Source organism: Pseudomonas mucoides, from assembly GCF_015461845.1.
Lineage (GTDB): Bacteria > Pseudomonadota > Gammaproteobacteria > Pseudomonadales > Pseudomonadaceae > Aquipseudomonas > Aquipseudomonas mucoides.
Genome location: NZ_JACOPW010000004.1, coordinates 438,566 through 457,604, shown reverse-complemented (window position 1 = coordinate 457,604; position 19,039 = coordinate 438,566). Strand labels below are relative to the sequence as shown.

At 59.5% G+C, this 19,039-nt stretch carries 21 protein-coding genes; 6 read left to right on the top strand and 15 right to left on the bottom strand.

Translation table 11 applies throughout. The features are described 5' to 3' along the window. Positions 1-31: 31 nt before the first annotated feature. Genes ispE through H8F22_RS20830 form a run of 3 tightly spaced genes read right to left on the bottom strand, consistent with a single transcriptional unit; the run spans position 32 to position 3,232 of the window. Positions 32-883 (bottom strand): 4-(cytidine 5'-diphospho)-2-C-methyl-D-erythritol kinase, encoded by an 852-nt coding sequence (gene ispE, locus H8F22_RS20840; protein WP_194940637.1) that lies wholly within the window; start codon positions 881-883, stop codon positions 32-34. A gap of 2 nt (positions 884-885) precedes the next feature. Continuing rightward, a complete protein-coding gene (lolB, locus tag H8F22_RS20835; RefSeq protein ID WP_027925950.1) occupies positions 886-1,503 on the bottom strand; it encodes a lipoprotein insertase outer membrane protein LolB in 618 nt (205 codons plus the stop codon). A gap of 4 nt (positions 1,504-1,507) precedes the next feature. Beyond that, positions 1,508-3,232 carry a tetratricopeptide repeat protein gene (locus tag H8F22_RS20830; RefSeq protein ID WP_027925951.1) on the bottom strand — a complete coding sequence of 575 codons (1,725 nt, stop codon included), beginning with the start codon at positions 3,230-3,232 and terminating at the stop codon, positions 1,508-1,510. A 182-nt stretch (positions 3,233-3,414) separates the two neighbouring features. On the opposite strand from H8F22_RS20830, the gene hemA reads away from it, so the two are divergent. From hemA to H8F22_RS20800, 6 genes are all read left to right on the top strand, one after another. Beyond that, entirely contained in the window at positions 3,415-4,704 is a 1,290-nt protein-coding gene (gene hemA, locus H8F22_RS20825; RefSeq protein WP_027925952.1) for a glutamyl-tRNA reductase, read from the top strand. Further along, positions 4,701-5,783, top strand: a complete 1,083-nt coding sequence (gene prfA / locus H8F22_RS20820; RefSeq protein WP_027925953.1) for a peptide chain release factor 1 — start codon at positions 4,701-4,703, stop codon at positions 5,781-5,783. Before hemA ends, prfA begins: the two co-directional genes overlap by 4 nt. Then, complete coding sequence (gene prmC, locus H8F22_RS20815) at positions 5,784-6,614, top strand: peptide chain release factor N(5)-glutamine methyltransferase (protein WP_194940624.1); 831 nt, start codon at positions 5,784-5,786, stop codon at positions 6,612-6,614. Further along, positions 6,608-7,363: a molybdopterin-synthase adenylyltransferase MoeB gene (locus tag H8F22_RS20810; protein WP_027925955.1), complete on the top strand. Its 756-nt coding sequence runs from the start codon at positions 6,608-6,610 to the stop codon at positions 7,361-7,363. The genes prmC and H8F22_RS20810 overlap by 7 nt, the downstream gene beginning before the upstream one ends. After that, on the top strand, positions 7,356-8,147 hold the full coding sequence (murI, locus tag H8F22_RS20805) for a glutamate racemase (RefSeq protein ID WP_194940623.1): 792 nt from the start codon (positions 7,356-7,358) through the stop codon (positions 8,145-8,147). The genes H8F22_RS20810 and murI overlap by 8 nt, the downstream gene beginning before the upstream one ends. 114 nt (positions 8,148-8,261) lie before the next feature. After that, a complete protein-coding gene (locus H8F22_RS20800; RefSeq protein WP_027925957.1) occupies positions 8,262-8,780 on the top strand; it encodes an acyloxyacyl hydrolase in 519 nt (172 codons plus the stop codon). 104 nt (positions 8,781-8,884) lie between these two features. Here the strand turns inward: H8F22_RS20800 and H8F22_RS20795 are convergent, their stop codons facing one another. The 12 genes from H8F22_RS20795 to H8F22_RS20740 all read right to left on the bottom strand — a co-directional run bounded on the left by H8F22_RS20795 (position 8,885) and on the right by H8F22_RS20740 (position 18,967). After that, positions 8,885-9,190, bottom strand: a complete 306-nt coding sequence (locus H8F22_RS20795; protein WP_007942663.1) for a YkgJ family cysteine cluster protein — start codon at positions 9,188-9,190, stop codon at positions 8,885-8,887. A gap of 53 nt (positions 9,191-9,243) precedes the next feature. Then, on the bottom strand, positions 9,244-9,747 hold the full coding sequence (locus tag H8F22_RS20790; RefSeq protein ID WP_027925958.1) for a DUF2878 domain-containing protein: 504 nt from the start codon (positions 9,745-9,747) through the stop codon (positions 9,244-9,246). After that, the gene (locus H8F22_RS20785) at positions 9,740-11,011 is read right to left on the bottom strand and encodes an SAM-dependent methyltransferase (RefSeq protein ID WP_027925959.1); all 1,272 of its coding nucleotides are present in this window, start codon (positions 11,009-11,011) and stop codon (positions 9,740-9,742) included. Before H8F22_RS20785 ends, H8F22_RS20790 begins: the two co-directional genes overlap by 8 nt. Further along, entirely contained in the window at positions 10,998-11,813 is an 816-nt protein-coding gene (locus H8F22_RS20780; protein ID WP_194940622.1) for a DUF1365 domain-containing protein, read from the bottom strand. Before H8F22_RS20780 ends, H8F22_RS20785 begins: the two co-directional genes overlap by 14 nt. Further along, positions 11,810-13,057 (bottom strand): NAD(P)/FAD-dependent oxidoreductase, encoded by a 1,248-nt coding sequence (locus H8F22_RS20775; RefSeq protein ID WP_027925961.1) that lies wholly within the window; start codon positions 13,055-13,057, stop codon positions 11,810-11,812. The genes H8F22_RS20780 and H8F22_RS20775 overlap by 4 nt, the downstream gene beginning before the upstream one ends. After that, on the bottom strand, positions 13,054-13,836 hold the full coding sequence (locus tag H8F22_RS20770) for an SDR family NAD(P)-dependent oxidoreductase (protein ID WP_027925962.1): 783 nt from the start codon (positions 13,834-13,836) through the stop codon (positions 13,054-13,056). Before H8F22_RS20770 ends, H8F22_RS20775 begins: the two co-directional genes overlap by 4 nt. Continuing rightward, positions 13,833-14,255, bottom strand: coding sequence for a nuclear transport factor 2 family protein (locus tag H8F22_RS20765; protein ID WP_027925963.1), 423 nt, complete (start codon positions 14,253-14,255; stop codon positions 13,833-13,835). Before H8F22_RS20765 ends, H8F22_RS20770 begins: the two co-directional genes overlap by 4 nt. Further along, positions 14,248-15,693 carry a deoxyribodipyrimidine photo-lyase gene (gene phrB, locus H8F22_RS20760; RefSeq protein WP_059182165.1) on the bottom strand — a complete coding sequence of 482 codons (1,446 nt, stop codon included), beginning with the start codon at positions 15,691-15,693 and terminating at the stop codon, positions 14,248-14,250. The genes H8F22_RS20765 and phrB overlap by 8 nt, the downstream gene beginning before the upstream one ends. Positions 15,694-15,713: 20 nt before the next feature. Beyond that, positions 15,714-16,655, bottom strand: a complete 942-nt coding sequence (locus H8F22_RS20755; protein WP_027925965.1) for a MerR family transcriptional regulator — start codon at positions 16,653-16,655, stop codon at positions 15,714-15,716. After that, positions 16,655-17,617 (bottom strand): YbgA family protein, encoded by a 963-nt coding sequence (locus H8F22_RS20750; protein ID WP_059182166.1) that lies wholly within the window; start codon positions 17,615-17,617, stop codon positions 16,655-16,657. Before H8F22_RS20750 ends, H8F22_RS20755 begins: the two co-directional genes overlap by 1 nt. 151 nt (positions 17,618-17,768) lie before the next feature. Next, positions 17,769-17,984, bottom strand: a complete 216-nt coding sequence (locus H8F22_RS20745; protein WP_059182167.1) for a TIGR02450 family Trp-rich protein — start codon at positions 17,982-17,984, stop codon at positions 17,769-17,771. Next, positions 17,981-18,967, bottom strand: coding sequence for an NAD(P)/FAD-dependent oxidoreductase (locus tag H8F22_RS20740; protein ID WP_027925968.1), 987 nt, complete (start codon positions 18,965-18,967; stop codon positions 17,981-17,983). The genes H8F22_RS20745 and H8F22_RS20740 overlap by 4 nt, the downstream gene beginning before the upstream one ends. Positions 18,968-19,039: the final 72 nt, after the last annotated feature.

The window sequence follows — 19,039 nt, the reverse complement described above, 5'->3', positions numbered from 1 at the left end:
TGTTGCAACGATTACCCAGTAATCGGTTCCTTTAGAGCAGACTTTGCAGCTTGCGATGCAACATCGAAACGTTGCTTCCTTTTGCTACAAACCCTGTAAGGGTCTCTGTAAGAAGGGCCGAGACTTTATCAGCTTCAGCTTTGCTTGGGAAGCCCCCAAACACACAACTTCCAGTGCCAGTGAGTTTTGCTTCGGTAAATTTACCTAACAAATTCAATGCGTTACGTACCTCTGGATAACGCCTTGCTACTACTGGCAAGCAGTCATTACGACTGTTTCCCTTGGGAACGGGGCGCACTTTAATGGGAGGAGAGTTACGTGTCAACAGCGGATCGGAAAAAATTTCTGCTGTACTTACAGATACTTGCGGTACCAGCACGACATACCACGGTTCTTCGGGGGTTACGGGGGTCAGTTTCTCCCCTACGCCTTCGGCAAAAGCGGCGTGGCCACGCACGAAAACCGGAACGTCAGCGCCCAGCTTCAGGCCCAGCGCGGCCAGTCGATCCTCGTCCCAGCCCAATTGCCAGAGATGATTCAGACCCAGCAATGTGGTCGCGGCATTGGAGCTGCCGCCGCCGATGCCGCCGCCCATGGGCAGGACTTTTTCGATCCAGATATCAATGCCGAGTGCGCAACCGGATTGCGCCTGCAGTTGCTTCGCAGCCTTGACGATCAGATTGCTGTCGTGCGGAACGCCGTCGAATTCGGTGTGCAACTGGATCACGCCGTCGTCACGCACGGCGAAGGTGATTTCATCGCCGTAATCGAGGAACTGAAAAATCGTCTGCAACTCGTGGTAGCCGTCTTCACGGCGACCGAGGATGTGCAGCATCAGATTGAGTTTGGCCGGCGAGGGCAGCGTCAAGCGGGGAGCCGTCATGTTCACTGCCCCAGCTTGCGTGGTTGCCATTCCTTGATCACCAGCGTGACATCAAGGTCGGTGCCATGCAGCTTGATCTTTTCAGGCAGCCAGAAACCGTTTTGTTGTGTGTAACTGGTGTATTCGACCTGCCAGCCGTCTTGTTCGAGGCTGGCCAGGCGGCTGTCGGCATCCAGGTTCAGCTTGCTTTTGCTGTCTGGCGCCGGGAGCCCGCGGACCCACCAGGCCAGATTCGATACTGGCAATTTCCAGCCCAGTTGCTCTTCGAGCAGGATTTCCGGGTTCGGTGCGTCAAAGCGTCCCTGATTGGCCACTTCCAGCGAAACCTTGCCAGGTCGGCCGGTCAGGCGTGCGGCGCCGCGACCCAGCGGGCCGGACAGGCGGATATCGTAGTAATCCTGACGTTGCAGCCAGAACAACGTACCGCTGCCCGAATCCTTGGGCGCGCGGATGCCGATCTTGCCGTTGATCTGCCAGCCGTCGAGGGCGGTCAATTGCTGCTTGTGTTCACGCCATTGGGCCGGGTTGCCGTGGCCTTCGACGGATTCGCGAGCGCCGAAGCCCGCGCAACCGGCGAGCAGGGCGATAAAACTGAAAACAATGAAGTGGCGCAAAAACATAATCTTAAAGAGTCTCTGATCCGGTCAGGCGCTTGATGGTGCCGCGCAGGGTGGGGCTGTCAGGTTGTTCCTTGAGGAATTTGCCCCAGACTTGTTTGGCTTCGCGCTGTTTGCCATTGGCCCACAGCACTTCACCCAAGTGGGCGGCCACTTCCTGGTCGGGGAAGCGCTCCAGTGCCTGGCGCAGATAGCGCTCGGCTTCATCGAGGTTACCCAGGCGGAAGTTCACCCAGCCGAGGCTGTCGAGTACCGCCGGGTCTTCCGGATTGATCTGGTGAGCCTGTTCGATCAAAGCCTTGGCTTCGACATAGCGCGTGGTGCGGTCAGACAGCGTGTAGCCAAGCGCGTTGAGTGCCATGGCGTTGTCCGGGTCGCGCTTGATGATCAGGCGCAGGTCTTTTTCCATCTGCGCCAGGTCGTTGCGTTTTTCCGCTTGCATGGCGCGGGTGTACAGCAGGTTCAGATCGTCCGGGTACTGCTGCAAGGCTTTGTCCAGGACAGCCCAGGCCTTGTCGCCCTGATTATTGGCGGACAGGGTTTCGGCTTCGATCAGGTACAGCTGAATCGCGTAATCCGGCTGCTCGTCGCGCTCGGCGGCCAAGCGGCGTTGGGCTTCGGCGGTCTTGCCGTTGTTGATCAGAATGTCGGTCTGACGCAGTTGGGCCGGCAGGTAGTCGTTACCCGGCCCGACTTTGGCGTACTCGATCAGCGCACCTTGAGGATCGTTGCGCTCTTCGGCGATGCGGCCGAGGTTCAGGTGAGCCGAGTCAACGTGGCTTTCACGGGCGATCAGGTCTTCAAGCAGGCTCTTGGCCTCGTCCCAGTCCTTGGCTTCCAGGCAGACCAGTGCCAGCGAGTAGCGCAGCTCGTCGTCTTCCGGGTATTGCTGAACCAGGCTGGCAAACTCGGCTTTGGCGTCTGTTATGCGGTCCTGCTCAACCAGCATCCGCGCGTAAGTCAGGCGCAGGCGCTTGTCGTCCGGGTACTTCTTGATGCTTTTTTGCAGCAGCGGCAAGGCTTCGTCGCCACGGTTGAGCACTTGCAGCAGGCGCGCGCGCAACAGGATCGGGGCGATTTCGCCTTCGTCTGGCGGATTGTCTTCCAGCAGGGTCAGCGCACCTTTGGCGTCGCCGTCCTGTTGCATCAACAGGGCCTTGCCAAAAATCAGCTGGCTGTTTTTCGGATGGCGCTGCAACAAGCGGTCGAAACTTTTCATCAAACCGTTGCGCGTGTCCTGATCGGTATCGGCGGCGGACAGGGCAAGGAAGTCGAAATGCGTGTCGCCTTTGCCTTGCAGGACTTTTTCCATGTAGACCATGGAGTCGTCATAACGACCGGCGCGAGCCAGTTGCACGGCCGCTGCGCGTTGCGCTTCGAGGTCGTTCGGGGCGTTTTTTGCCCAGATCAGCGCGGTGTCCAGGGCGGCCTGATCGGCGCCCAGGTACTCGGCAATGCGAAATGCCCGCTCGGAGATGCCCGGATCCTGGGTGTTGATGGCCTGGGTCACGTAGTTGTCCAGCGCAATGTCGAAACGATTGCGTTGGCCAGCCAGTTCGGCACTCAACAGGCTGAAGATGGTTTCTTCGCTGAATGAGCTGTAAACCTTGGGCTTTTCAGGGGCCGGAGTGCTGTCTTCAACCGGCGACGTACCGTCCGGCGACGAGGGGGCCAAGGCCTGGCAGCCGCTGAGGAAGACAAAAGCGAGGAGCAACGCGGAAGATCTATTCATATAGGAAGAGGACGACTAACCTGCGGTCGGATCATCATGACACAAGCCTTCGGCCAAACATAACCGAGTCTCAATCGAGGCCTTTATAGAGGCAGGACATTGGGACAATAGTCAGCGGTAGTTGTTCTGTCTGTGGCGAAGTAGGACAATTGCCGGCTTCACGTCACCATCAGCGACCTTGAATGGCCTTCCTTGCACTCGGTATCAACCACAAGACTGCGTCAGTAGACGTCCGCGAGCGCGTGGCCTTTACCCCTGAGCAGCTGGTGGAGGCCTTGCAGCAGCTCTGCCGCCTCACCGACAGCCGCGAAGCTGCGATCCTCTCCACCTGCAATCGCAGTGAGCTCTATATAGAACAGGATCACCTTTCGGCGGACATCGTGTTGCGCTGGCTGGCCGATTATCACCATTTGAGCCTCGAAGAGCTGCGTGCGAGCAGTTATGTGCACGAAGATGATGCGGCAGTTCGTCACATGATGCGGGTCGCCTCCGGGCTCGATTCGCTGGTGTTGGGCGAACCGCAGATCCTCGGCCAGATGAAATCCGCTTACGCCGTGGCGCGTGAGGCCGGCACCATCGGTCCATTGCTCGGGCGTTTGTTTCAGGCGACGTTCAACGCGGCCAAGCAGGTGCGCACCGACACCGCCATCGGCGAAAACCCGGTGTCCGTGGCGTTTGCCGCGGTCAGCCTCGCCAAACAGATTTTCAGCGACCTGCAACGCAGCCAGGCCCTGTTGATTGGGGCCGGTGAAACCATCACCCTGGTCGCCCGTCATTTGCATGAATTGGGTGTGAAGCGCATCGTCGTCGCCAACCGCACCCTGGAACGGGCGAGTATTCTGGCCGAGCAGTTCGGGGCTCACGCTGTGTTGCTCTCGGACATCCCGGCCGAACTGGTGCGCAGCGACATCGTCATCAGCTCCACTGCCAGCCAGTTGCCGATCCTTGGCAAAGGCGCGGTGGAAAGTGCGCTGAAGCTGCGCAAGCACAAGCCGATCTTCATGGTGGACATCGCCGTCCCGCGCGATATCGAGCCGGAAGTCGGCGAACTCGACGACGTTTACCTGTACAGCGTCGACGATCTGCACGAAGTGGTCGCCGAGAACCTCAAAAGTCGTCAGGGCGCAGCCCAGGCGGCGGAAGAGATGGTCTCGGTCGGCGCCGAAGATTTCATGGTGCGCCTGCGCGAACTGGCGGCGGTGGATGTGCTCAAGGCCTATCGTCAGCAAAGCGAGCGCATGCGTGACGAAGAATTACAGAAGGCCCAGCGTCAGCTGGCCAACGGCACCAGCGCCGAAGACGTGCTGGTGCAACTGGCGCGCGGCCTGACCAACAAACTGTTGCATGCGCCCAGCGTGCAATTGAAAAAGCTCTCTGCCGAAGGCCGCCTCGATGCGCTGGCCATGGCTCAAGAGCTCTTTGCCCTGAATGAGGGCTCATCGGATAGCTTTTCGGATAAAAAACCGCAATGAAAGCGTCACTGCTCAATAAGCTGGACATCCTCCAGGACCGTTTCGAGGAATTGACCGCCTTGCTTGGCGATGGCGAAGTCATTTCCGATCAGAACAAATTCCGCACCTACTCCAAGGAATACGCGGAGGTCGAGCCCATCGTCGGGACCTATAAGCAGTTGCTCAAAGTGCAAGGCGACCTCGAAGGCGCCCAGGCACTGCTCAAGGACAGCGACCCGGACATGCGTGAAATGGCCGTGGAAGAAGTCCGCGAAGCCAAGGAGCAACTGATCGAACTCGAAGCCAGCCTGCAACGCATGCTGCTGCCCAAAGACCCGAACGACGGGCGCAACGTGTTCCTCGAAATTCGTGCCGGCACCGGCGGCGACGAGGCCGCAATTTTCTCCGGCGACCTGTTCCGCATGTATTCGCGTTACGCCGAGCGTCGCGGCTGGCGGGTGGAAATCCTCTCCGAGAACGAGGGCGAACACGGTGGCTATAAAGAAGTCATTGCCCGGGTCGAAGGCGACAACGTTTACGGCAAACTGAAATTCGAATCCGGCGCGCATCGCGTGCAACGGGTGCCGGCCACCGAGTCCCAGGGCCGAATCCACACCTCGGCCTGCACCGTGGCGGTGTTGCCTGAGCCGGACGAGCAGGAAGCGATCGAAATCAACCCGGCGGACCTGCGGGTCGATACCTATCGCTCCTCCGGTGCCGGTGGTCAGCACGTCAACAAGACCGACTCGGCCATCCGCATCACGCACTTGCCATCCGGCATTGTCGTGGAGTGCCAGGAAGAACGTTCCCAGCACAAGAACCGCGCCCGGGCGATGTCCTGGCTGTCGGCCAAACTCAACGATCAGCAGACCAGCGCCGCGGCCAATGCCATCGCCAGCGAGCGTAAGTTACTGGTCGGTTCCGGTGATCGTTCGGAGCGGATTCGTACCTACAACTTCGCCCAGGGCCGGGTCACCGACCACCGGGTCAACCTGACGCTGTACTCGCTCGACGAAATTCTCGCCGGCGGGGTCGATGCGGTGATCGAGCCGTTGCTGGCCGAGTACCAGGCTGATCAATTGGCGGCGATAGGTGAGTAAATGACGATCATTGCCAGTTTGTTGCGCGCCGCCGACTTGCCCGACTCGCCGACTGCGCGTCTGGATGCCGAGTTGTTGCTGGCTGCCGCGTTGGGCAAGCCGCGCAGTTTTCTCCACACCTGGCCGGAGCGCATTGTTCCCAGTGAAGCGGCGCTGACGTTTGCCAGTTACCTGCAGCGTCGTCGTGGCGGTGAGCCGGTGGCTTACATTCTGGGGCAGCAAGGGTTCTGGAAGCTGGACCTGGAAGTGGCACCGCACACGCTGATCCCGCGTCCTGACACGGAATTGCTGGTGGAAGCCGCGCTTGAGCTGTTGCCGGCGACCCCGGCCAAGGTCCTCGATCTCGGCACCGGCAGCGGCGCCATCGCCCTGGCTTTGGCCAGCGAACGTCCGGGCTGGAAGGTCACGGCGGTGGATCGCGTGCTGGAAGCTGTGGCCCTGGCCGAGCGCAACCGTCAACGCCTGCACCTCAATAACGCCACGGTGCTGAGCAGTCATTGGTTCAGCGCCCTGGCTGGCCAGCGTTTCCAACTGATCATCAGCAACCCGCCTTACATCCCGTCTTCCGATCCGCATCTGGTGGAGGGCGATGTGCGCTTCGAACCGGCCAGTGCCTTGGTGGCCGGTGTCGACGGGCTCGACGATCTGCGCTTGATCGTCGCCCAGGCGCCGGATTATCTGGACGCGGGTGGCTGGCTGATGCTCGAACACGGCTACGATCAAGCCAGTGCCGTGCGCGACTTGCTGCTGACCCGCGGCTTTGAAAACGTCCACAGCCGAATAGATCTGGGTGGACACGAACGTATCAGCCTGGGATGCCTGCCGTGCTGAATGATCAGGAATTGTTGCGCTACAGTCGGCAGATTCTGCTGCAACACGTCGACATCGACGGTCAGTTGCGACTGAAAGAAAGCCGCGTGTTGATTGTCGGCCTCGGTGGTCTCGGCTCACCGGTTGCGCTGTACCTGGCCGCGGCGGGTGTGGGTGAGTTGCACCTCGCCGACTTCGACACGGTCGACCTGACCAACCTGCAGCGCCAGATTATTCACGACACCGATAGCGTCGGCCTGAGCAAGGTTGACTCGGCGATTCGCCGTTTGACCGCCATCAATCCCGAGATTCAATTGATCGCCCACCGCACCGCGCTGGACGAAGATTCCCTCGCGGCAGCGGTTGCCGCGGTGGATCTGGTGCTGGACTGCTCCGACAATTTCTCCACCCGCGAAGCGGTCAATGCTGCCTGCGTCGCTGCCTGCAAACCGCTGGTCAGCGGCGCGGCGATTCGTCTCGAAGGGCAGTTGTCGGTGTTCGACCCGCGCCGTCCGGAAAGTCCGTGCTACCACTGCTTATACGGGCATGGCAGCGAAGCCGAACTGACGTGCAGTGAGGCCGGCGTCGTCGGTCCGTTGGTGGGACTGGTCGGAAGCCTTCAGGCACTGGAAGCCCTGAAACTGTTGGTCGGTTTCGGGGAGCCGCTGGTGGGGCGTCTGTTGCTGATCGATGCGCTGGGCTCGCGCTTCCGTGAATTACGGGTCAAGCGTGATCCGGGTTGCAGCGTCTGTGGTTCGACACATGCGTGAAGCGCCGATTGGCGTGTTCGACTCCGGCGTCGGTGGGCTCTCGGTGCTGGCCGAGATCCAGCGGTTGCTGCCTAACGAGTCACTGCTGTACGTCGCCGACTGCGGGAACATTCCCTACGGCGAGAAAACCCCGGAATTCATCCGCCAGCGCTGCAGCGTCATGGCCGATTTTTTCCAGCAGCAGGGCGCCAAAGCCCTGGTGCTGGCGTGCAACACCGCGACCGTCGCTGGCGTCGCTGACTTGCGTCGCGATTATCCGCAGTGGCCGATTGTCGGCATGGAGCCGGCGGTCAAGCCCGCCGCCGCCGCGACCCGCAGTGGCGTGGTTGGCGTGCTCGCCACCACCGGCACCTTGCAGAGTGCCAAATTCGCCGCGTTGCTCGACCGTTTCGCCACCGATGTGCGCGTCATCACTCAACCGTGTCCCGGCCTGGTAGAACTGATTGAAAACGGTGATCTGCACAGCGAGGCATTGCGCCAGTTGTTGGCCAGGTATGTCGAGCCGTTGCTCGGCGCCGGGTGCGACACCTTGATTTTGGGCTGCACGCATTATCCCTTCCTGAAGCCTTTGCTAAAGCAGATGATCCCCGATGACATCAGCCTGATCGACACGGGGGCGGCTGTTGCGCGACAACTTCAGCGTCTGTTGGCCGAGCGTGAACTGCTCGCTGACGGGCCGGCGCGTGCTACCGAGTTCTGGACGAGTGCCGATCCGGTTCATTTCAGAAATATCTTGCCGATACTGTGGAATACGGCCGGCGTTGTGAGAAGCTTCGAGCGTTAACTAAAAAGTTGGGGCCGTGCGGGTAATTGGGGTGAACTTCTGATTAAGCGTCGACTTCTATAGCGTTGAGTAACAAAAAAACCATACGAAATCGTTCGGAAAAGGATGTTTCTAGTGAAGCGACTATTCTGCTTGGCCGCGATTGCGGCCGCTTTGATGGGGCAAAGTTTTACCGCACAGGCGGCAGGCGTGGAGTTCGGGGTCGGTCAGACCACCGAATCAACCATGACCTATCGACTGGGCATGCAATTCGACTGGGATCAGAGCTGGTGGCAAAGCGACGTGGGTCGCCTGACCGGTTACTGGAGTGGCGCCTATACCTATTGGGAAGGTGACAAGAGCTCCAGCAACAACAGCCTGTCGTTCTCGCCGGTGTTCGTTTACGAATTTGCCGGGCAGTCGATCAAACCTTACCTCGAGGCGGGGATTGGTGTGGCGGTGTTCTCCCACACTGAAGTCGAAGACAACAACATTGGCCAGGCTTTCCAGTTCGAAGACCGTTTCGGCGCTGGCCTGCGTTTCACCGGCGGGCACGAAGTCGGGATTCGAGCGACGCATTATTCCAATGCGGGTATGGCCAGTCACAACGACGGCGTAGAAAGCTACTCGCTGCACTACACAATGCCGTTGTAACTTCAAAAGCATCGCGAGCAAGCCACGCTCCCACAGGTGACGCAATCTCCTGTGGAAGCATGGCTTGCCCGCGATGGCGTCAGAAGGTGCAACGCCTTTTCAGGTTACCGATACGCCGTGCTGATCCCCTGGCGTTCTTCGATGCATTCCGGTGCGCCCATCTCGAATTCCCGGCAGATCAGCGGGCGCTTTTCGTAGATGGTGCACATCATGCTGTTGCGATCCAGCGCCGCACACCAGCCGTCGTCCAGACGCAGCATGACTTCCCCGCCCCAATCATCCGTATCGATAAAACGTTCAGGCACGCCCGTGTCGGTGATCAGCATCACTTCGAGCTGACAGCAGCAAGCCGCGCAGGTCGAGCACGTGACAGCCGGCTCGGCGATTTGCGTGTGGGGAATGGTTTTCATGGTGCGCAGTGTAAGGCAGTGGGCCGCTGCTGTGTGAAAGGCCAGACGGACGCTCAGTGGCGGGTGTCTGACGTGAGTCGCTGCGCCATGAAGTGAAGTGCAGGAAACAGGGCTGCCCAAAGCAGCCCGATGCCAATCAAGGTCGGCCATTGTCCATAAGGAAACTGCACGTCCGCCAATTGTCCGCCTGCGTAATACGACAATGGCCCGCCGACGGCGCCGAGCATGCTACCGAGCCACCAGGGGTTGGCGGTCCACGCCAGGCTATGACGCAACGTCGTTGCCAGCAGTGCCCACAACAGCATCAACCACAACGGAATCAATGGCGCGACGTCGTTGAAATCGAATACGCCCAGCCAGCGCAATGAACTGTCGACAGTGGTGCCCAGCAGCACAACGCTGAGAATCAATCGACCTTCATCGGTCCAGCGACTTATCCACAGCAGATGAATCACCAGCACTGCCAGTGGCACCAGCAACCACAGGCTGCTGCCGCCGACCACGCAGGCAAACCAGCCAAGCTGAAACAATACTGCATTAGCCACGCGTTCAGGCATCGAAACGGCCCAGCAGCGGCGCGGTGATCGCAGACGGTTTGGCCAACAGCAATTGTGCCGTGCCGATGGTGCGCTCCAAAAAGCCGCCTTCGCAGTAGCACAGGTAAAACTCCCAAAGCCGCAGGAAATAATCGTCGTAGCCCAACTCGCTCAAACGGCCCTGGGCACGTCGAAAATTGTCATGCCACAGGCGCAGGGTTCGCGCGTAGTGCAAACCGAAATCCTCCATGTGCAGCAGGTTCATGTCGGTGTCGCGACTGACGATCTCGAGCATTTTCTGCACGCACGGAAGGGCACCGCCGGGGAAGATGTAGCGTTGGATGAAGTCGACGTTGCCCTTGGCCTGTTCGTAGCGTTGCTCGCGAATGGTGATGGCCTGCAGCAGCATCAAGCCGTTGCTTTTGAGCAAGTGCGCGCATTGCTTGAAGTAAGTCGGCAGAAAGCGGTGACCGACTGCTTCGATCATCTCGATCGACACCAGTTTGTCGTACTGACCGGTGAGGTCGCGGTAATCCTTGAGCAACAGTGTGACCTGGCCTTGCAGGCCGAGGGTTTCGATTCGTTGGGCGGTAAACGCGAACTGCTCTTTCGAGAGCGTGGTGGTGGTGACCTTGCAGCCGTAATGCTGCGCGGCGTAAAGCGCCATGCTGCCCCAGCCGGTGCCGATTTCCAGCAGGTGATCGTTGGGTTGCAAGGCCAGTTTCTGGCAGATCCTTTCGAGTTTGTTCAACTGCGCCTGTTCGAGGCTGTCTTCGGGGCTAAGGAATTGCGCAGCGGAATACATCATGGTCGGATCGAGAAACTGCTCGAACAGGTCATTGCCCAGGTCGTAATGGGCGGCGATGTTTTTCTGCGAGCCCTTGCGGGTGTTGCGATTGAGCCAGTGCAGTCCTTGAACGAAAGGCCGGCCGAGTTTTGCCAGGCCACCTTCCAGCGCATCCAGCACGTCGAGGTTGCTGACGAAAACGCGCACCACGGCGGTCAGGTCCGGCGAACTCCAATAACCGTGGATGAACGCTTCACCCGCGCCAATGGAACCGTTGCTCGCCACCCATCCCCATGCCGCGGCGTCGAGGATGTGAATTTCCCCAATCAGATGACTGCCGGCCGTGCCGAAGACATGCCGTTCGCCGTCCTCGATGACCACCAGTTGCCCGTGTTTAAGCGCTGCAAGTTGCCGTAGCACGCCGCGGCGCAGCAACGCTCCGGTCAAGCTGTGGGGGCCGGACAAATTGACTTTGCCCAAGAGGCTAGAGGATTTCATGACGGCGATCCTTGGAGGGAGCTATGGCGGTTTGAACGCTACCAACGGCAACCCGATGAGCAAACACCGGGGTGCGTTTAAGCAAAAGGCGCAGCGCCTGCCAGTAAATCGCCAGGCAGGTTTTCGCGGTCATCCAGGGAAACTGCCGCAGGTAACGGTGCAGGCTGCTACGGTTTAGCGTTTCGCGATGCAGGTTCAGGGTGGCGTCGAAGAGTTTCAGTTCACCCTGCCAGTCCGCCATGTGCACGCCGAGCGTGTTGGCGACAGGGCTGAAACTCATCCGATACTCGAGATCCCGCGGTAAAAATGGCGATACATCAAATGCCTTGGTCACCACGAAATGCTGATGGAAATCGAACCGGTTCTCAGGCGACCTCGCTGGCAACACATAGAGAAAACGTTCTCGCCACGGCGTGTTAGTGACTTCGCAAACAATCGCAGCCAATTGCCCATCGGCTTCATGGCAATAGAAGAAACTCACCGGATTGAACGACAGACCCCAACTGCGCACCTGTGTCAGCAGGCATATCGACCCTTGCGGGGCATGGCCGATGACTTCGCTGACTTGCTTGCGAACCGCATCAATCAGGCGCATGCCCTTGCCGGTAAAGGTTTTCAGGTAATCCGTTTCGCGAAACGAGTAGGGTACAAAGCGGCTGGTGCCGGACAGGGGCGACAAGCCGAGCACGGCGTCCTGCTCGTCGAGGTCCAGGTACAGCAGGCCGATCCGATAGCGGAAGGCGTGGTGCCTTGGGGCAAACCGCCGGTGGGCAATCCAGCCGCTGTAGAGGGCGCTGTTCACAGCACTTCTCCAAAGGAGCGGGCGACTCGCAAGGCGCTGACCACACCGTCTTCATGGAAACCGTTGGCCCAATAAGCGCCGCAAAAATGGCTGTGTTGTGTGCCATCCAGTTCATCCCAACGACCTTGCGCGGCGACGGCTGCCAGGCTGTATTGCGGATGGGCGTAGGTGAATGTGCCGAGCACTTTGTCAGGGCTGATGCCGGCGCTCTGGTTGAGGCTGACGCAAAACGTGGTATCGCTCTGCAAACCTTGGAGGATGTTCATGTCGTAGGTGACGGCGGCCAGTGTGTGACCGGCGCCTCCTAGGCGATAATTCCAGCTGGCCCAGGCCCGTTTGCCCACGGGCAGCAAGCGCGTATCAGTGTGCAGCACCACTTCGTTATCGGCGTAGGGCAGGGCACCGAGGATCGACCGTTCCGCATCGCTCGGCCTGGCCAACAGTTTCAACGCCTGATCGCTGTGGCAGGCAAACACGACTTTATCGAAGCGTTCGCTGCCAGCAACGCTGTGAATAACCACACCTGCGTCATCACGCTCGACGCGCGTCACGGGGCAGTTGAGACGAATCTTCTCGCGAAATGAGGCGGTCAGCGGTCCGACGTAGGCATTGGAACCGCCTTCAATCACACACCATTGCGGGCGATTGTTGACGGACAACAGCCCGTGATTCTTGAAAAACCGCACAAAAAACTGCAATGGGAAACCGAGCATGTCCGCCATGGACATTGACCAGATCGCCGCCCCCATGGGCACGATGTAATGCAGGATAAAGCGCTCGCCGTAGTGTCCGGCCTTCAAGTAATCATCCAGCGTGGTGTCGGCGGCGATGCGCCCTTGCGCCAGGTCGCGCTGGGCTTCTTTATTGAAGCGCAGAATATCGCGCAACATGCCCCAGAATCCGGGCGACAACAGGTTGCGGCGTTGGGCGAACAGGCTGTTCAGATTGTTGCCGTTGTACTCAAGACCGGTATCCGGGTCCGTCACCGAGAAACTCATCTCAGTCGGTTTGAAACCCACCCCGAGCTGGCCCAGCAGGCGGATGAAATTCGGGTAGGTCCGGTTGTTGAAGACAATGAAACCGGTGTCGACCGCATAGCGCTGGCCATCGACCGACACGTCGACCGTGTGGGTATGACCGCCCGCCCGGTTGCCAGCCTCGAACAGGGTGATCTCATGCCGGCGATTCAGCAGGTAGGCGCAGGTCAGTCCCGAGATGCCGCTGCCGATGATGGCGATGTTCATGGGCGATCCTGGATCGGCGCAGGGCTGCGCACCATGCGTTTGCCGATGGCCAGTTTCACCGCGTTGGGCATTTTCGACAGAGGCCACAGTGCCGCCATGAACAGGCCGGGAAACGCGATCTCCAATGGCCGGTTCTTGAGTTTGGCGAAGATGTGCCGGGCCGCTTTACCCACCGGCCAACTGAGCGGCATCGGGAAGTCATTCTTGGCCGTCAGCGGTGTCTCGACGAAGCCTGGGCTGACAATAGTGACTTCGATGCCTTCCGGCGCGAGATCAATGCGCAGCGATTCAAACAGGTAGCGCAGCCCGGCCTTCGACGCACCATAGGCTTCGGCACGCGGCAGCGGCAAGTACGTAACGGAGCTCGCGACGGCCACCAGGTGCGGCGCGGTGCCTTTGCGCAGCAATGGTAACGCCGCCTCGATGCAATAGGCGCTGGCGAGCAGATTGGTGCGCACCACGTGTTCGACAATCGATGAGTCAAATTGCTGGACGTCGATGTATTCGCAGGTGCCCGCGTTGAGAATAACGGTGTCCAGCGAGCCCCAGACTTGCGCAATCTGCTCACCGATTTCACGCACCTGCTGGCTGTTGGTCAGGTCACCCGGCACCACCAGCACTTGTCCGGGATAGCGCAAGGACAAGACCTTCAACACGGCTGTCGAGCGTGCACTGACGGCCACGTGAGCGCCGGTCTTGAGTATTTCTTCGGCCAGCGAGGCGCCAATACCGCTGCTGGCGCCGGTCAACCAGTAGCGCCGTGGAGTTGCCAGACTCATCCCATTCTCCTTTTTAGCCAGGCAATCGCCCGACCCAATACGGGTAGATGTTCGTAAATCAACGCCCCGGCATCGAAGTAATCCCGATGCCGATAAACCTTGTCGCGCCAAAGCAGGTGAGAGCAACCTTCCACTCGTATCAACTGGCCGTTGGCCAGGCGCGGGTGGCGGTAACTCATGACCCAGCGCAGATAGCCTTCGCCTTCACTGATGTGGTCGAAACCGTGAAACTCGAAATGCAGGTCACTGACATTGGTATAGAGATCGGTGAAGTAGCTGCGCAACGCCACCAGGCCTTGTACTTCATGCAGCGGGTCAGTGAATTGCACATCATGGGTGTAAAGCTGATTGAGGTGGTGCAGGTTGTCCTTGTCCAAGGCCGCAAACTGCTCGGCAAAACGCCGCAGGAAATCACTCATGGCGTCCTCCGGCCTGTTGTCGCGAAGGCAGGCTCTTGAACGCGGCCAGCGCTCGTTGTCGGGACGTGCTCAGATTGACGATCGGCGATGGATAATCCGCCACACCGAACAGTCCGCCGAGGTTGGCCGGATTGTGAACTTCCTTTTTATTGAGCCCGGCCAGTTCTGGCAGCCAGTGCTTGATGAACACGCCTTCGGTGTCGAATTTTTCCGATTGGCTCAGCGGGTTGAAAATCCGGAAGTAGGGCGCCGAATCGGTGCCGGTGGATGAGCTCCACTGCCATCCACCGTTATTCGCCGCCAGATCGCCGTCGATCAAGTGCCGCATGAAAAAGCGCTCGCCTTCGCGCCAGTCGATCAGCAGGTTCTTGGTCAGGAACATCGCCACCACCATGCGCAGCCGGTTGTGCATCCAGCCGGTCTCAAGCAATTGACGCATGGCCGCGTCGATGATCGGCAGACCGGTGCGCGCTTCTTGCCACGCCAGCAGTTCTTCTGGAGCGTTGCGCCAGGCAAGGGCTTCGGTTTCCGGGCGAAAGGCGCGATGGCGGGAGACTCGCGGGTAACCCACCAGAATATGTTTGTAGAACTCGCGCCACAGCAATTCGTTGATCCAGGTGACGGCGCCGACCTTGCCGCTTTCGAATTCGCCCTGATTGGTTTGCAGGGCGGCGTGCAGGCATTGGCGCGGGGAAATCACCCCAGCGGCGAGATAGGCCGAGAGCTGGCTGGTGCCGGGCTTGGCCGGGAAGTCCCGTTCGTCTTTGTAGTAGTCGATCTGAGCGTCGGCGAAGGTGTCGAGGCGGCGTCGGGCTTCGGCTTCACCGGCGGGCCAGAGTGTGCGCAGGCTTTCACTCGGTGTTTCGAAGCCGTCGACGCTTGAGGGAATGTTTTCGTTGTTGATCGCCAGTGGCGCCTGGACAGCCGGCGCAGCGATCAGGCTCGGCAATGACCCGCGCAATCTGTCGTAGCAGACCTTGCGGAACTGACTGAAGACCTGAAAGTAAGTGCCGGTCCTGGTGAGCACGGTGCCCGGTTTGAACAGCAATTGGTCAAGGTAGCTATGAAAGTCGATGCCATTGGCCTTCAGCGTTTGGGCCACCGCCGCATCACGACGGCTTTCATGAACACCGTACTCTTCGTTCACGTGTACGGCGTCGACCTTCAACTGCTGACACATTTCGAGCAGCACCTTCGGCGCTTCATCCCAGTGTGATGCGTTGCGGATCAGCAAGGGGATGTTCAGATCACCCAGTGCGCGATTCAGTTCACGCAAGTTTCGCAGCCAGAAATCCACTTTGCATGGCGCATCGTCGTGTTCCAGCCACTGCTGCGGGCTCAACAGGTATACCGCCACCGTAGGGCCGCGAGCCGCGGCAGCCGAGAGGGCGGTGTTGTCATGTAGGCGCAAGTCGCTGCGCAGCCAGATCAATTGCATGGTTGTGTCCGCACGATTCATTAAATTAGCCCACGCAGAACCAGGGCCTGATGCGCCGATAACGGGTCTTCCGCGAAGGACAAATCAACGATTCCGGAAGTTCTTACGGACAACTCGGCGTGGTGGATGCATACCGTTGGTCCGGCAATCATTTTTGGGCAACTGACGCCATTCAACAGTTTTGGCAACTGGGAAAGGTTCATGGCTTTGCTGGAATACAGCAGTACGCCTCGGGCTTGCAGGTGATCAACCGCCATTGCGAGCTCGCCGGCAGGTAGAGGCCAGTCGAACACCTCCACCGGGCAATCGGCGCTGCTGATCAGCCATGCGGTGAGCCACAGCTGAGGTTCCAGTGGTACATCGGAGTGATTGATCAACAGCAGGGGCGCGGCGCGCAACTGACGATTGTTATGGTAGATGCGTGCGCCGAATTTGCTGCGTAACCACGAATAAAAGAATGCCCGTTCCATCTGGGCACCAAACTGGCCCTGCCAGCGTTGGTCCAGTTCTGCCAGCAATGGCATCAGCAGTTGTTCGCACAAGGTGCGCGGTGGGTACAGCGCCATGGCTTGATTGACGGTGTCATCCAGGGTGCGTTCGTTCAGTTGCGACACCGCGTGCAGCAGCGTCTGGCGCAACACCTGCCAGTCGTTTTCAACGGGTTCGCTAAACGCTTGCGGCGTGTCCAGCAACTGCTTGACCTGGCTGACGGCCACGCCGCGATTGAGCCAGGTGAGGATCGTCTGGATGCGTTGAACGTGTTCGGCAGAGAACAGCCGATGGCCCTTGGGCGTGCGTTGCGGAACGATCAGCCCGTAGCGCCGTTCCCAGGCGCGCAGTGTCACGGCGTTGACACCGGTCTGGCGCGCCACTTCACGGATCGGCAGCCAGCCTTCGTCCAACGCTTTTTTAAAGTCGTCGCCGAGGTCTTCGCTGGCGCTGGTGTCGAGTGGGGATTTCATTAGATCGCGTTTCGCAGGCTGAGGTTTTCCGGGTGCGGTTGCAGGTAAACCTGTTGCGCAATGTAGGGATCCGGGTACTGGCGGAAGTAGTGCTTGAGCAGGGTCAATGGCACCACCAGCGGCACGATGCCTTGGCGGTACTGGCTGATGACGTGCTGCATTTCCTGTTTGTCTTCAGGGCTGGTGACTTGCTTGAGATAACCGCTGATGTGTTGCAGGACGTTGGTGTGGGTGCGCCGCGTGGCGCATTTTTTCAAGGCCTCCATCAGTTCGCGGAAGTAGCGTGGGCCGAGTTCTTCAGGATCGGTCTGGCCCATGTTGCCCAGCAGATTGCCCAGGGTTTTGTACTGCACCGGGTTATGCGCCATCAGCAGGTATTTGTAGCGCGAGTGAAACTCGGTGAGGTCGCGGCGGGTCAGGCCTTTTTGCAGTAATTGTTGCCAGGCGCTGTAGGCAAACACGCGAGTCAGAAAGTTTTCTCGCAGCACCGGGTCGTTGAGGCGGCCGTCTTCCTCTACCGGCAGGTCAGGGTGCAGTGCACAGAATGCCTCGGCATAGAGACCGCGTCCGCCGCCCTCCACTGGTACACCGTTGGCCTGATAGACCTTGACCCTTTCCAGGCCGCACGACGGGGACTTTTGCATAAAGATGTAGCCGCAAATGTCGCTTAACTGACCCGCCATTGTCTGGCCGTATTCTTTGAGTGGGCGGGTAACGTTGAGCTCGGCGTTAACGCTGCCTACCGCTTCGGGATGCAGTGGGTTGCCGACCAGGCGAATCGGTTCACGGGGGATACCGAGGCCGATGGCAACTTCCGGGCACACCGGGACAAAATCGAAATGATCAGCGAGTGTTCGACTGCACAGGCGTGATTCCTTGTGCCCGCCGTTATAGCGAACCTCGGCGCCCATCAGGCAGGCGCTGATAGCTATTTTTGGTCGGGTCGCTGGCTGGTCGCGCATCGAAGCACCTCGAATCTAAACTTGTACAGAGTTGGTTCTCTGTACAACATAATCTCCATCATAGATTCAAAGGTGTACAAGTCAAATTTTTTGTATAGGTTTTATCGTCGCCCAGGCGACTCCTGTGGGAGCGAGCTCACTCCCATCGGTTCTACTTCCAGCCCAAATGCCAGGTGTCGCTGTTCTTGAGGGTTCGCCAATCGAGGCGTTCACTGCGCTTGGTCAGCACCGCCTGCAACTCGACTTCCAGCACCGTGCCTTCCTCGTCACGGAATACCTCGGTCACCAGAAAGTGTTTTTCGCGGTGTTGCGGATGGGCTGCTGTCCACTTCGACAGCAGCAATTTATCGGGATTGATGCCGTTCACTGCAGGTGCTCATGCAGTCGGCGAGCGGCTTCCTGGCCACTGAGCCAAGCGCCTTCAACCCGCCCGGACAGGCACCAGTCGCCGCATACGTAAAGGCCCAGGTCGGCATCGGCGAGCGCGCCCCATTCGTGGCTGCTGGCGGGGCGGGCATAGAGCCAGCGGTGGGCGAGGCTGAAGCTCGGGGCGGGCATGGAATCGTGCAGCAACTCAGCGAACGCACCGTGCAGCTGCTCGATCACCGCTTCCTTGGACAGGTCGATGTGTTGGCGGCTCCAGGCGCTGGTCGCATGCAGTACCCACGTATCCATGGTGTTGTCACGCCCCGGCTTGCTGCGGTTGCGGGCCAGCCAGTCGAGTGGGCTGTCCTGCACGAAGCAGCCCTCCATGGGGGTCTCCAGCGGCGTTTCGAATGCCAGGGCGACGGCCCAGGTCGGGTCCATCTTTACCCCGGCGGCAGCCCCGGCCAGCTTCGATGCCGCAGCCAGCAATGCGGTGGCTTGAGGCGCTGGCGTGGCGATCACCACATGACTGAACGGACCGTGAGTGAAGCCTTCGGCGTCCTGCAAGTGCCAGTGCTCTTCACCGCGATAGACCTCGGTGATCCGGCAAGCAAACTGCACTTGCAGATCGCCGAGCAGGCCTCTCGTGATGGCGCTCATGCGCGGCGTGCCGACCCAGCGGGTCTGTTCGTCCGGCGACAGGTTGAGCTGGCCACCGTGGTAGGTATAGAGCTGTGGCGTCCATTCAGCGACCCAGCCGTTGGCTTGCCAACGCTGAACCTCGGTGACGAAGCGCCGGTCGCGGGCAGTGAAATATTGCGCGCCCATGTCCAGAGCACCCGCATCGCTGCGTTTGCTCGACATGCGTCCGCCACTGCCGCGGCTTTTATCGAAAAGTTGAACGACATGCCCTGCGTCAGTCAGGGCCTGAGCGGCTGAGAGCCCGGCGATGCCGGTGCCGATGATTGCGATAGGTACAGTCATAGGGGCCTCGTTTACCTTTCTGTACAGACTACGCTGTGGGTCAAACCTGTACAATATTGTTTTTTGGTATAA